12 protein-coding genes and 1 pseudogene are annotated in these 12,111 nt (G+C 72.7%); 3 read left to right on the forward strand and 10 right to left on the reverse strand.

All coding sequences use genetic code 11. The annotated features are described in order from the left end of the window. Positions 1-108: 108 nt before the first annotated feature. The 5 genes from ACRWK8_RS19420 to hisN all read right to left on the reverse strand — a co-directional run bounded on the left by ACRWK8_RS19420 (position 109) and on the right by hisN (position 4,669). Positions 109-828: an ABC transporter ATP-binding protein gene (locus ACRWK8_RS19420; RefSeq protein WP_378744528.1), complete on the reverse strand. Its 720-nt coding sequence runs from the start codon at positions 826-828 to the stop codon at positions 109-111. Next, positions 829-1,854, reverse strand: a complete 1,026-nt coding sequence (locus tag ACRWK8_RS19425) for an efflux RND transporter periplasmic adaptor subunit (protein ID WP_431872002.1) — start codon at positions 1,852-1,854, stop codon at positions 829-831. Between the two features lie 9 nt (positions 1,855-1,863). After that, complete coding sequence (locus tag ACRWK8_RS19430; protein WP_378744549.1) at positions 1,864-3,099, reverse strand: ABC transporter permease; 1,236 nt, start codon at positions 3,097-3,099, stop codon at positions 1,864-1,866. 175 nt (positions 3,100-3,274) lie between these two features. After that, positions 3,275-3,802 (reverse strand): hypothetical protein, encoded by a 528-nt coding sequence (locus tag ACRWK8_RS19435; RefSeq protein WP_378744559.1) that lies wholly within the window; start codon positions 3,800-3,802, stop codon positions 3,275-3,277. Between the two features lie 57 nt (positions 3,803-3,859). Next, on the reverse strand, positions 3,860-4,669 hold the full coding sequence (gene hisN, locus ACRWK8_RS19440) for a histidinol-phosphatase (protein WP_431872005.1): 810 nt from the start codon (positions 4,667-4,669) through the stop codon (positions 3,860-3,862). Between the two features lie 102 nt (positions 4,670-4,771). On the opposite strand from hisN, the pseudogene ACRWK8_RS19445 reads away from it, so the two are divergent. Further along, a pseudogene (locus ACRWK8_RS19445) lies at positions 4,772-5,356 on the forward strand (TetR/AcrR family transcriptional regulator); the annotation flags it as partial. Between the two features lie 217 nt (positions 5,357-5,573). Here the strand turns inward: ACRWK8_RS19445 and ACRWK8_RS19450 are convergent. Continuing rightward, positions 5,574-6,455, reverse strand: a complete 882-nt coding sequence (locus ACRWK8_RS19450; protein ID WP_431872007.1) for an NAD(P)-dependent oxidoreductase — start codon at positions 6,453-6,455, stop codon at positions 5,574-5,576. Between the two features lie 97 nt (positions 6,456-6,552). On the opposite strand from ACRWK8_RS19450, the gene ACRWK8_RS19455 reads away from it, so the two are divergent. Then, positions 6,553-6,906, forward strand: coding sequence for a winged helix-turn-helix transcriptional regulator (locus ACRWK8_RS19455; protein WP_378744594.1), 354 nt, complete (start codon positions 6,553-6,555; stop codon positions 6,904-6,906). Between the two features lie 54 nt (positions 6,907-6,960). On the opposite strand, the gene rsgA is transcribed toward ACRWK8_RS19455, so the two are convergent. Next, positions 6,961-7,992 (reverse strand): ribosome small subunit-dependent GTPase A, encoded by a 1,032-nt coding sequence (rsgA, locus tag ACRWK8_RS19460; RefSeq protein ID WP_378744611.1) that lies wholly within the window; start codon positions 7,990-7,992, stop codon positions 6,961-6,963. Then, entirely contained in the window at positions 7,989-9,314 is a 1,326-nt protein-coding gene (aroA, locus tag ACRWK8_RS19465; protein ID WP_378744630.1) for a 3-phosphoshikimate 1-carboxyvinyltransferase, read from the reverse strand. Before aroA ends, rsgA begins: the two co-directional genes overlap by 4 nt. 207 nt (positions 9,315-9,521) lie before the next feature. Here aroA and ACRWK8_RS19470 point away from each other — a divergent pair, with 207 nt between their 5' ends. Continuing rightward, positions 9,522-10,694, forward strand: a complete 1,173-nt coding sequence (locus ACRWK8_RS19470; protein ID WP_431872010.1) for a cysteine desulfurase family protein — start codon at positions 9,522-9,524, stop codon at positions 10,692-10,694. 76 nt (positions 10,695-10,770) lie between these two features. Here ACRWK8_RS19470 and ACRWK8_RS19475 read toward each other — a convergent pair whose 3' ends face one another. Beyond that, entirely contained in the window at positions 10,771-11,427 is a 657-nt protein-coding gene (locus ACRWK8_RS19475) for a peptidylprolyl isomerase (RefSeq protein ID WP_378744650.1), read from the reverse strand. A gap of 123 nt (positions 11,428-11,550) precedes the next feature. Continuing rightward, positions 11,551-12,018, reverse strand: coding sequence for a PLD nuclease N-terminal domain-containing protein (locus ACRWK8_RS19480; protein ID WP_352388179.1), 468 nt, complete (start codon positions 12,016-12,018; stop codon positions 11,551-11,553). Positions 12,019-12,111: the final 93 nt, after the last annotated feature.

A 12,111-nucleotide genomic window follows, 5' to 3' on the forward strand; every position in this document is an offset into this window, starting at 1 on the left:
GGGAAGCGCGGGGGGGAAAACCCCACCCGCCGCTTCTTCGTGTTCCCGCCCCACGGTGAAATGAGCCGACCCCGGTGCCGCCGTTCCCGTGCGGCACCGGGGTCCGGTTCAGCGGGTGCGGCCCTCCACCAGTTCCACCACGCGGTCCGCGCTCTCCGCGACCTTGGGGTCGTGGGTGACCACGACCACGGCGGCGTCGCGCACCCGGGCCTGGTCGATCAGCTGGTCCATGATCATGGTGCTGCTGGCAGCGTCCAGGGCGCCCGTGGGCTCGTCCGCGAGGATCAGCGCGGGTTCCCGGCTCAGCGCCCGTGCCAGGGCCACACGCTGCTGCTCACCGCCGGACAGCTGGTGCGGCTGGGAGTGGAGGCGGTGCCCCAGCCCCACCGACTCCAGCAGCTCCTTCGCGCGGCTGCGGCGGCTCAGCACCGGAACCCCGCCGAGCACCATGGGGACACCCACGTTGGCCAGGGCCGAGCGCCGCTCCAACAGGTGGAACTGCTGGAACACGAACCCGATCCCGTCCCCGCGCAGCCGCGACATCCGGCCCTCGCGCAGGGGCGTGGTCTCCACACCGTCGAACACGTAGGAACCGGTGCTCGGCTTGTCGAGCAGGCCCAGGACGTTCAGCAGGGTCGACTTGCCCGACCCCGACTGGCCCACGATGGCCACGACCTCGCCCCGGGCGACGTCGAAGGTGCAGTCGTGCAGCACGTCGATCCGGGTTCCCGACACCGTGAAGTGCCTGGTCAGGTTCTTCACCTGGAGGAGCGGGGGACCGGGTCGGCGCGGGGCCACGACCGACGGACAGGGAGCGTCGGCGGTCATCTAGCCACCCATCCCGTAGAACTCCTCGTCGAAGTCCTCCTCGGACTCCGCCCCGGGAACGTCGAAGCGCGGGTCCAGCGGGACCGGGTCCATGATGGTGTCTCCCACCTCCAGGCCATCGGTGACCTCGACGAACTGGCCGTCGGACAGGCCCAGGGTGACCTCGCGGGGCTCCTCGGAACCGTCCTCGGCCACCACGAGGACCTCGCCCTCCTCGGAGGTGCCGCGCACGGCGGTCACCGGGATGGCCACGACGTCCTCGGCCTCGCCGGTGCTCACCGACATCTGTCCCTGGACGCCGTCGAACACCTGGAGGTCGGAGGGGACTCGGCAGGACAGCTCGGCACCGCCCCCGGCGCCCTCGGACTCATCGGAGAACTCGTCCTCCGCGGGCTCCTCGGCGGCGCCTCCCTCGGCCGAACCAAGGGAGAGGAACGAGCACTCCGAGGCGGGCGGACCCTTGTCGATCTTCAACATGATGTCGTCGGGGTCCTCGTAGAGCCGGTACAGGTCGTTCGCGGGGACCGTGGCCACCGCGCGGAACTGCTCCGGGGCGACGGTCGCCACGGTCGCGCCGGGCTCCAGGACGTCACCGACCTGCACGTCACCCATGCCCCTGATCGTCCCCGCGGTGGGTGCGTACAGGGAGACCTCGGTGAACGCCGCGGCCCCCTCACCCTCCTCGTCCGCCCCCGCGGTGGTCTCGGCGGGCACCTTCACGTTGACTATCGGAGCGCCGTTCTCCACCGTGTCGCCGTTGTTCAGCCACAGGTGGGTGACGGTGCCCCCCTTGGGGGCCTTGAGCGCCCTGCCCGGCTCCGGACGCACCGTGGCGTCGAGCACCAGCAGGGAGCTGACCGTGCCCAGCTCGACCTCGATCGGGGCGCCGCCGACGTCCACCGCCGCCTCACCGAGGAACTCGTCCTCGTCCGCCCCACCGCCGAAGCTGGACAGCAGGAGGTAGCCCGAGCCGAGCAGCCCCAGGACCAGGGTGACGGCCGCGCCGATGATGATCCACTTCTTCACTTGTGTCTCCTATTCCCGCAGCCCGGCGACGACGGACGCGCGCAGCGCCCGGATCGCGGGGATGATCCCGGCCAAGAGCCCGACGACGGCCGCGCTGCCCAGTCCCACCAGGGCGGCGGAGGGCGGAACGGTCATGCTGATGTCGGGTGGCAGCCACATGAGGTTTCCGATGACCACCGAGGCCACGGCGACGAGCAACCAGGACAGCGCGAGGGCGATCAGACCGGCGACCACCGCGACCACCACCGCCTCCATCACCACGGCCACGAACAGGGTGAACCGGCTCGCGCCGAGCGCCCGGTAGGTGGCCAGTTCCCGGCGTCGTTCCCGGACCGTGACGAGCCCGACGTTGAGGACGCCGAGCAGGCCCGTGGACAGGGTGATCACCGCGACACCGATCAGCCCGAGCGAGAGGTAGCCGATGAGCTCGTCGGTCATCTCGGAGTTGTCGGCGCGGTAGGCCATCAGGCTGTCCCGGCTGTCGACCCCCCAGCGCCAGCTGGCCGAGGCGAGGCGGTCGGTGAACTCCTCACCGAAGTCCATCTCCTCGGCGGCGGAGTCGGAGGGGTCGATCCGCGCCAGGTAGGTGACCTGTGAGGCCGTCGGCTTCTCGGGGGACCAGGCGGGGCCGAAGAGGATCTCCCCGGTGGCGGGCGCGTTCAGCAGATAGGCGCTGTACCAGCCCCGTTCGTAGACGGAACTCTGGGTCACACCGACGATCCGCACGTCCGACCAGCGGCCGTCGCCGAGCTGCACGTCGGCGAAGTCGCCCAGTTCGTCCGCGAGGGCCTCGTTGACCACCAGTACCGGTGCGCGCGACTCCAGGTCGGCCTCGGTGAACCACCGGCCCTGGGTCAGGTTGATCCGGCGGATGTCCCCGAGGGCGACGTCCACACCGATGATGTCGACCTCCCGGAAGACCTGGTCGCCCTGGCGCAGCGGAGGCGGTGACTCGGACCGGTTGTGGACCGAGACCTCCAGCCCGCCCGCGCGTCCGAGGTCCTCCTCGAACGCGTCGAGGTCGGTGACCTTGTCGAAGACGGTGACCTCCATGGTCGCCGCCCGACCGGCGTTGGCCTCGCCGAACGCGGTGGCGTAGCGCTGGCCCAGTTCACCGGCGGTGACCACCATGATCAGGGCACCGACACCGACGACGATGCCCGCGCAGGACAGGATGGTGCGGGCCACGTTGGCTCGGGAACCGGCGAAGGCCAGCACGATCCCAGCTGTGAGGGAACGCAGCATGGAGCCCCTTCCCGTGTGTCTGTGGAGCCCGGCGCGGCGAGGGGCGGCGCCGGGTCGCCCCGCGTCGCGCGGGGTTTCACCAGACCCATCGCCAACGCGCGGGGTTTCGGTTCAGCCCGGGAGGAACATTCTCTTGGCCGTTCTCGGACACACGGGGTCACGACACGGGCCGGGCCTACTCGACCTCGAAGCCGTCGCAGGTGATGGGGGCTCCGGTGCCGGCGTCCGACCACACCACCGTGTACACACCGGTGGTGAGCTCCTCGGCTCCGTCGAAGGCGTCCGGGTAGTCCAGACGGGCCCAGCCGCCGTCGGACGTGCCGGCCTCCGCGGTGGAGTTCTCCCCTGACGGGCCGGTCACCGTGGCGGCCACCTGGCCGGAGTGTGCGCCCTCCGCGTCGGAGAGGCCCAGTTCCACCGGATCCCCGTCCTGGACGGCCTCGCGCGGGGCCTCACTGCGCCAGCCGCCGGGGAGCCCGGGGTCCACGGCGGGGGAACACGCGTAGCGGGCGGGGTCGAACAGGGTGTCGGGCACACCGAGCCCGAGCGGGCCCGAGGCGGCGGCGTCGCGCACCGTGTCCGCGATCATCTCGCTGAGCTGCTGCGGGGTGTGGCCGTGGCCCTGGCCGCACCCGGTGGACAGGAGGAGGGCCGCCCCGCACAGCGCGACCGCGCGGAGTCGATGGGTTGTCGTGGTCAGCACACAGCGCACGCTACTACTGAAAGTAATCGCGCGGGTGCTTTTCGTGGTTGTCGGTGGCTATTCCGGACGGCGCAACGGGGTGGGTCCGCCGTTGAGCCAGGTGAGGACCTGGTCGTGGACGGCGCCGTTGGTGCACACCAGGGGCCCGCCGTCCTCGAAGCCGTCCCCGCGCAGGTTGGTGGCGCGGCCGCCGGCCTCCTCCAGGATGATCGGCAGGGGGGCCGCGTCCCAGAGCGAGAGCTCGGGCTCGGCCGCGATGTCCACGGTGCCCTCCGCGACCATCACGTGGGACCAGAAGTCACCGTAGGCACGGGTCCGCCACACGGAGCGCGTCAGTCCCAGGAACGACTCCAGTCGCTCCTGGTCCTCCCAGCCGGACAACGACGAGAAGCTCAGAGAGGCGTCCGAGAGCTCCTGGACCTTGGAGACCTGGCAGCGGGAGGCCTTGGACAGGCTGCGGCCGGCCCAGGCGCCGCCGCCCTTCGAGGCCCACCAGCGCCGGTGCAGCGCGGGAGCCGACACCACGCCCACCACGGGCCGGTCGCCCTCCAGCAGGGCGATGAGCGTGGCCCACACGGGCACGCCGCGCACGTAGTTCTTGGTGCCGTCGATGGGGTCGATGACCCACACGCGGTTGCTGTTGCCGCTCCGGCCGTACTCCTCGCCCACCACGGCGTCGCGCGGACGGGCGCGGGAGAGCACGCCGCGCAGGGTCTCCTCGACCATGCGGTCGGCCTCGGTCACCGGAGTCAGGTCCGGCTTGGTGTCGACCACCAGGTCGAGGGCGCGGAACCGCTTCACCGCGATGTCGTCGGCAGCGTCGGCGAGCACGTGGGCCAGCCGCAGATCATCGTCAAAGGACACCATGGCCGGTAACGCTACCCTCCCGGGCACGAACATGCCCAAAGCGCCGCCCCCGGCGTGACCAGAGTGTTAGGGGGAGCGCGACCCCGGGGATGGGGTGCGAGGATGGGTGGCGTGAGCGGAGAGAGACGGCCCCGGGAGGGCACCGGGGTGCGTGGACGGTTGATGGACGCCGCCTACACCGAGGTGCTGGCGGGGCACTGGGGCGAGCGGCGGATGATCGACGTCGCCGCCACCGCCGGGGTGTCCAGGCAGACCCTCTACAACGTGTTCGGCAGTAAGGAGGGCCTGCTCCAGGCGGTGGTGGTGAGGGAGGTCACGGCACTCCTGGACACCGTCGAGGAGATGTTGGCGGCCGACGGCCACGACCCGGCCCACGCGGTCAGCCGCACCACCCGGATGGTCCTCCTCGCCGCGCGGGACAACCCCCTGCTGCGCGCGGTCGTCACCGGGGACGACCAGCTCCTGCCGGTGCTCACCACCCGGGCGGCGCCGCTCCTGGACGCGCTGCGGGAACGCATCGCCTGGACGCTGGCGGAGCACTGCCCGCAGGTGCCGTCCGGCACCGCGGAGGCGGTCGCGGACGTCGCCCTGAGACTGACCGTCTCGTACGCGCTCCAACCGGTGGATCCGGACCGGGCGGCCCACCGGGTGGAGACGGTCGTGCACGGCATGCTGCTGGTCGACCGTCAGGAGGCGGAGGTGCCGGAGGGACGGGGGCGTAGCGAACGCGGCGAGGTGCCGCTCGGCGACCCCGTGGACCAGGGGTCCACGGAGAGCGACCGCGCCCACGACCGGCGCCGCGGCGGGACCGTCGACCCCGAGGCCCCCTCCCCCCGACCACAGTGAGCGGCCCGCCGGGACCCCACGCACGCGGGGCCCGCACGGCGGGCCGGTCGCCCGCGGACTAGGCGGACTTCGCGAGCAGCCCGATGGCGCCCGCCGTGCCCTCGTCGGAGTACCCCTGGCCCAGGCGCTCCTCCAGCAGCTCCAGGTAGGGCGCGAGCAGCCGGAAGTCCACGTCCTGCTCCCGCGCCGCGACCTCGAAGGTGCGGAAGCCGGACACCAGCATCCCCAGGTTGGCCTGCACGTCCCTGGTGTAGTCACCGCTGTCGAGCTGGTCGGCGACGGTGTCGTTGGACGTGAGCATGGCTGTGAGCCACGAGGTGAGCAGGCCGGAGAACTCCTTCAGGGGCATCTCCTCCTCTCGCACCAGCGCGAAGGCGTGGGAGACCCCGGCGAACATGCCGTACATGGCGCTGAGGAGCGCGATGTCGTACAGGGCCGCGGAGCCGGGGCGGGAGCCCGTGTAGCGCACGCCCAGGACGGCCGCCAGTGCGGACTCGTGCTGGTCCAGGAGCTCCCGGGAGCCGCTGTAGAACACGTACCCGCCGGCCTCGGGGACGCCCACCATCGACGGGCTCGACATGATGCCGCCGCTGAGGAAGCGGGCGCCCCGGTCCCGCGCCCACACGGCGCGGGCGTCGGCCTCGTTCGGGGTGCCCGTGGTGAGGTCGACCAGGTCCCTGCCGACGAGGTCGGCCCCGTCCAGGGCGTCCTCGACGGAGGCGTCGTCCATCAGACAGGTGACGATCAGCGTTCCGGCGGCGACCGCCTCGGCGGCGGTGGCGGCCACGTCGGCGCCGAGCGCGCGCAGGGGCTCGGCGCGAGAGGCGGTGCGGTTCCAGACGGTCAGGGGGTACCCGGCGTGCAGCCAGGCCTGGGCGAGGGCGGTGCCCATGGCGCCGAGTCCGAGCAGGACGACGCGGGGCTTGTTGTCGTTGGTCATGTGTCTAGGCTTGTACCGCGCTCGGCACGGGACAAGTACGCACTTCGGAGTGGGCGCGCACTTCGGGGTAAGCGAGCAGGTGGACGGGGTGGGGGTCATGGCCGCCAAACAGGGGCGGGACGGGTATCACTGCGGGATCGACGCAGCGATGGACGTGGTGAGCGGCAAGTGGAAGGTGCTGGTGCTGTGGGCGCTCGACCAACGCCCCCACCGGTTCGGTGAGCTGCGCCGCGCCCTGCCGGGCATCACGGAGAAGGTCCTCGCCTCGCACCTGCGCGAGCTGGAGGACGACGGGATCGTACGGCGTGAGGACTTCTCCGAGGTTCCGCCCCGGGTGGAGTACTCGCTGACCGACCTCGGCCGCAGCCTGAACCGCGCCCTGGAGCCCCTGGGGGCCTGGGGACGTGAACACCGCCTGCCCGCCGGCTACACCGGGGCCCGGACGGCCTGAGCCCGTTCGGTCGACCCCTCCGGAGAGGCCGACCGCACCCGGGCCCTGCGGGCGTCAGGAGTGGGGGCCGGGCGGCGGCGGGGCGTCCTCGGTGTCGTCGTCGCCCTCGCGGCTGCTGAGGAGCCTGCGGAGCGAGGCCACCCGCTCGGCGTCCACCTCGCCGCGTGCCAGAGCCGCGCCGATGGCGCACTCCGGGGCGTCGGGCTGGTGGGAGCAGGCGGGCGGGCAGTCGGCGGCGAGTGCGGCGAGGTCCTGGAACCCGGACACGATCTCCTCGGGGGAGACGTGCGCCAGGCCGAAGCTGCGCACGCCGGGGGTGTCGATCAGCCAGCCGCCCTCGAACCGCAGGGCGAGCGCGGACGTGGAGGTGTGGCGGCCACGGCCGGTGACGGCGTTCACGTGGCCCACCGCCCGGTCCGTGCCCGGCACCAGTCTGTTCACCAGGGTGGACTTGCCCACACCCGAGGAGCCCACGAACACCGTGGTGCGATCCGCGAGACGGCCGCGCAGCTCGTCCAGGTCACCCTCCGGGCCGAGCACCTCGTAGGGCAGCCCGAGGGGCTCGTAGGTGCTCAGCATCTCGTCCGGCGCGGCGAGGTCGGCCTTGGTGAGGCAGAGCAGCGGCTCGAGCCCGGCGTCGTACGCGGCGACCAGACAGCGGTCCACGAAGCGCGGTTGCGGGGCCGGGTCCGCGAGGGCGCAGACGATCGCGAGCTGGTCCGCGTTGGCGACGATCACGCGTTCGACCGGGTCGGTGTCGTCGGCGGTGCGTCTGAGCACGGAGGCGCGCTCGCGTACCCGCACCACGCGGGCCAGGGTGTCGGGTCTGCCGGAGAGGTCTCCGACCACGTCCACCCGGTCACCGACCACGATCGATCCCCGGCCGAGCTCGCGGGCCTTCATCGCCACCACGGGGACACCGTTCACCAGGCAGCGGTATCGCCCCCGGTCCACGGCGGTGACCAGGCCCTCCACGGCGTTCTCGTGCTTGGGCCGGTTCCGGGTGCGGGGCTTGGAGCCGCCTCGGGCGCGCACACGGATGTCGTCCTCGTCCAGGTGGCGGCCCCCGCCCCGCGTGCGGCTCATGCCAGGACCTCCGACCACAGACCCGGGAAGTCGGGCAGCGTCTTGCGCGTGGTGGCGATGTTCTCCACCTCCACCCCGGGCACCGCGAGCCCGATCACCGCGCCGGACGTGGCCATCCGGTGGTCGTCGTAGGAGTGGAAGACCCCGCCGTGCAGGGCCCGGGGCCGGATGAGCAGCCCGTCGGGCAGCTCCTCCACGTCCCCGCCCAGGCGGTTGATCTCGGCGGCCAGCGCCGCGATGCGGTCGGTCTCGTGCCGACGCAGGTGGGCGATCCCGGTGAGGCGGGAGGGGGAGTCGGCCAGGGCCGCCACGGCGGCGATGGTGGGGGTGAGTTCGCCCACGTCGCGCAGGTCGGCGGTGATCCCGTGGATCTCGCCGGTACCACGCAGGGTGAGGTCCTCACCGGAGCGGGAGACCTCGCCGCCCATCCGGGTGAAGAGATCGCGCAGCGCGTCGCCGGGCTGGGTGGTGTGCTCGGGCCATCCCTGGACGGTCACCTCACCCTTGCTGACCAGGGCTGCGGCCAGGAACGGCGCGGCGTTGGAGAGGTCGGGCTCGACGGTGATCTCCGAGGCCCGGACCGGACCCGGCTCCACCCTCCACGCGTTCTCGCCCGTGGTGACCCGGACGCCCACGGCACGCAGCATCTCCACGGTCATGTCCAGGTGCGGCTGGGAGGGGACCGGCGGGCCCTCGTGCCGCACGTGCACGCCCTCGGTGAAACGGGCACCGCTGAGCAGCAGCGCGGAGACGAACTGCGAGGAGCCCGAGGCGTCCAGGGTGACCTCGCCGCCGCGGACGGCACCGGTGCCGTGGATGGTCATCGGCAGGGCGCCGCGCCCCTCGTCGTCGATGTCGGCGCCCAGCGCGCGCAGGGCGCCGAGCAGCTCGTCCACCGGCCGCTCACGCGCGCGGGGGTCGCCGTCGAAGCGGACGTCCCCGGAGGCCAGGGCGGCCAGCGGCGGCACGAACCGCATGACGGTGCCCGCGTTGCCGACGTCCACGGCGGCCGGGCCCCGGGGCGCCACCGGGGTCACGGACAGGTCCGGGACCTCCGGGTCGTCGGAGGGGAGTTCGGTGACCCGGGTGCCCAGGGCGCGCAGGGCACCCACCATGAGCTCGCTGTCCCTGCTCACCAGGGGGCGGCGTACCACGCACGGCGTCTCGGAGAGCGCGGCGAGGATCAGCGCCCGGTTGGTGACGGACTTGGATCCGGGAAGGGAGACGCGGGCGCGCACCGGCTGCCGCGCGACGGGCGCGGGCCAGTGCTCCCCGGAGGGGGTGGCGGGCGAGGCGGGCGGCGTGGGCACGGAGTCAGGCATGGTCCAAGGTTATCGGTCCGTGGTCGGACGCGGAGGAGGTCGTGGTCGGCCTGTGGACGGAGGCGTCGGAAGAGGAGCGGGCCACGTGTCGGGGGCGGGACGACGCGACGGCGGGCGGGCGCGGCGGACCCGCCCGCACGGCCCGTGGAGGAGGAGACGGGGCGGGGGATGGGGGCGGATGTGGTCGGACGTATCCTGGAATGCGCCATGGTGTATCTGGATCACGCAGCCACGACCGAGGTCCGCCCCGAGGTGATCGCCGATGTGGCGGCGCAGCTCGGCGCGCTCGGCAACCCATCGTCCCTGCACGGCCACGGACGGACCGCTCGGCGTACCGTCGAGGAGTCCCGAGAACGTGTGGCCGAGGCGGTGGGCTCCACCCCGCACGAGGTGGTCTTCACCGCGGGCGGGACCGAGTCGAACAACATCGCGATCAAGGGCCTGTACTGGTCCCGCAACGCCGAGGACCCCCGGCGCACTCGTGTCCTGGTCAGCGCCGTCGAGCACCACGCCGCGCTCGACCCCGCGCGCTGGATGGCCGACCACCAGGGCGCCGTGTGCGAGGAACTGCCCGTGGACGCGGTGGGCCGTGTGGCTCCCGAGGTGCTGCGCGCGGCGATCGACCGCGACCCCGCCTCCGTGGCCGTGGTCTCCGTGATGTGGGCCAACAACGAGATCGGCACCGTGCAGCCGGTGCGCGAGCTGGCCGCCGTCGCCGCCGAGTACGGAGTCCCCTTCCACACGGACGCGGTCCAGGCCGTGGGCGCGCTGGAGGTGGACTTCGCCGCGAGCGGTGTGAGCGCCCTGACCCTCAGCGGGCACAAGCTGGGGGGTCCGGTGGGCGCCGGAGCCCTGCTGGTCGCCCGGGGGCTCGCCCCGACCCCGGTCCTGCACGGTGGCGGCCAGGAACGCGACATCCGTTCCGGAACGCTGTCCGCCCCGCTGGCGCGCGGCCTCGCGACCGCCGTGGACGCCGCCGTCCGTGACCGCGAGGAGCACGCCAAGCACCTCACCGCGCTCCGAGGCGAACTGGAGTCCCGGGTCCGGGACGTCGTGCCAGACGTGGTGGTCAACGGCGACCCGGAGCTGCGTCTCCCGGGGATCGCGCACCTGTCCTTCCCCGGCTGCGAGGGCGACGCCCTGCTGATGCTGCTCGACGCCAGGGGCATCTCCTGCTCCACCGGCTCGGCCTGCTCGGCGGGGGTGGCGCAGCCCAGTCACGTGCTGCTGGCGACCGGCGCGGACCCGGACACGGCCCTGAGCAGTCTGCGCCTGTCCCTGGGACGGACGTCCACCGAGGAGGACGTGGACCGGCTGGTCGAGGCGATCGGCCCCGCGGTGGAGCGCGCCCGCGCCGCCAGAGCCAAGCGACGGCGCTGACGATCCCGGAGGTGTGGCCCGACGACGGCGGCGGCGCCCCAGGGCACCGCCGCCGTTCGGTCCGCTCGCGCGGGGGTCAGTCCTCCGCGCGCTTGACGGTGACCGACTCCAGCACGACGTCGCTGGTGGGGCGGTCGGCGCTGTCCGTCTCGACGACCGCGATCGCGTCCACGACCTCCATCGACTCCTCGTCGGCGACCTTGCCGAAGATGGTGTGCAGGCCGGTCAGGTGCGGCGTGGGCTCCACCGTGAGGAAGAACTGCGAACCGTTGGTGTTCGGGCCGGAGTTGGCCATGGCGAGCAGACCCGGCTCGTCGAACGCGCGACCGGAGTCGAACTCGTCCTCGAACGTGTAGCCGGGGCCGCCGCGACCGGTGCCGGTCGGGTCGCCGCCCTGGATCATGAAGCCGTCGATCACGCGGTGGAAGACCGTGCCGTCGTAGAACTCGGCGGCGCCCGTCTCCTCGTTCTTCGGACCGTCCCCCTCGGCGAGCTCCACGAAGTTGGTGACGGCACGCGGGGCGTCCGAGGCGAAGAACTCCACCTCGATGTCGCCCTCGCTGGTGTGCAGGGTGGCCCCGTCGACGTCGGGGACCTCCACCTCCGTCTCCGTGGCCTCCGTGGCCTCGGGGGATTCCGGTGACTCCGGCGTCTCCGGTTCGTTCTGGCACGCGGCCGTGACGAGGAGGGCGGTGGAGGCGAGGATCGCTACCGGCAGGGTCAAGCGGTTCATCGGTTCACTTCCGGGTCAGGTTCGCGGCGGGGCGGCACACAGGTTACTCCGGACGGGTGGGCGCCGGTCCCGTGGGCTGGCCCGACGGCGGATCCGGCGTGCTCCGGGCCCTTCGGACGGCGGTCAGGACGACGGACCGACCGGGTCCTCGTCGTCGTCACGGCGGGAGTCGCCCGAGCCGGACGCCCCTCCGGCGTCGCGTCCCCCGTGCTCACGCTCCTGACGCTCCCGGGACTCGCGTTCCTGGATCTCCCTGGCGCGGCGGCGCTGCTCCTCGGCGCGCTCACGGCAGCGCCGCAGGAACGCCTCGTCCTCCTCCGGAGAGACGGCGCGGGCACGTCCGGGGTGCTCGTACTCGGGGAAGGGCGGGGGCGGGCCCGCGGGGCCCTGGGCGAGCGCGGGGTCGCGCGGAGGGCGCCCGAGCAGGAACCACAGCGCGGCGCCGACCTTGGGCAGGAGCAGGACGATCACCGCCCACACCGGTTTGGGCAGGAGACGGATCCTCTCGGAGTCCGAGCCGATGACGTCGAAGAGCACGTAGACCCAGAAGACGAGCGACGCGAGGGCAAGGAAGAGGGCGAAGTAGACCAACGGACCTTCCAATCGGGGGAAACACTCGACAGCGCTGGGGCGACATCATCGGCTTTGTACTGACTTATCACGGATGGCCGCACCCGCCCGGTC

The organism is Nocardiopsis eucommiae (assembly GCF_965344335.1).
In the GTDB taxonomy this organism is placed as follows: domain Bacteria; phylum Actinomycetota; class Actinomycetes; order Streptosporangiales; family Streptosporangiaceae; genus Nocardiopsis; species Nocardiopsis eucommiae.

Bases quoted from the DNA above. Each gene is read 5' to 3' on its own strand.
- ACRWK8_RS19420 (WP_378744528.1), bottom strand. From the start codon at position 828: ATGACCGCCGACGCTCCCTGTCCGTCGGTCGTGGCCCCGCGCCGACCC.
- ACRWK8_RS19430 (WP_378744549.1), bottom strand. From the start codon at position 3,099: ATGCTGCGTTCCCTCACAGCTGGGATCGTGCTGGCCTTCGCCGGTTCC.
- hisN (WP_431872005.1), bottom strand. From the start codon at position 4,669: ATGGTGTCCTTTGACGATGATCTGCGGCTGGCCCACGTGCTCGCCGAC.
- ACRWK8_RS19450 (WP_431872007.1), bottom strand. From the start codon at position 6,455: ATGACCAACGACAACAAGCCCCGCGTCGTCCTGCTCGGACTCGGCGCC.
- ACRWK8_RS19455 (WP_378744594.1), top strand. From the start codon at position 6,553: ATGGCCGCCAAACAGGGGCGGGACGGGTATCACTGCGGGATCGACGCA.
- rsgA (WP_378744611.1), bottom strand. From the start codon at position 7,992: ATGAGCCGCACGCGGGGCGGGGGCCGCCACCTGGACGAGGACGACATC.
- aroA (WP_378744630.1), bottom strand. From the start codon at position 9,314: ATGCCTGACTCCGTGCCCACGCCGCCCGCCTCGCCCGCCACCCCCTCC.
- ACRWK8_RS19470 (WP_431872010.1), top strand. From the start codon at position 9,522: ATGGTGTATCTGGATCACGCAGCCACGACCGAGGTCCGCCCCGAGGTG.
- ACRWK8_RS19475 (WP_378744650.1), bottom strand. From the start codon at position 11,427: ATGAACCGCTTGACCCTGCCGGTAGCGATCCTCGCCTCCACCGCCCTC.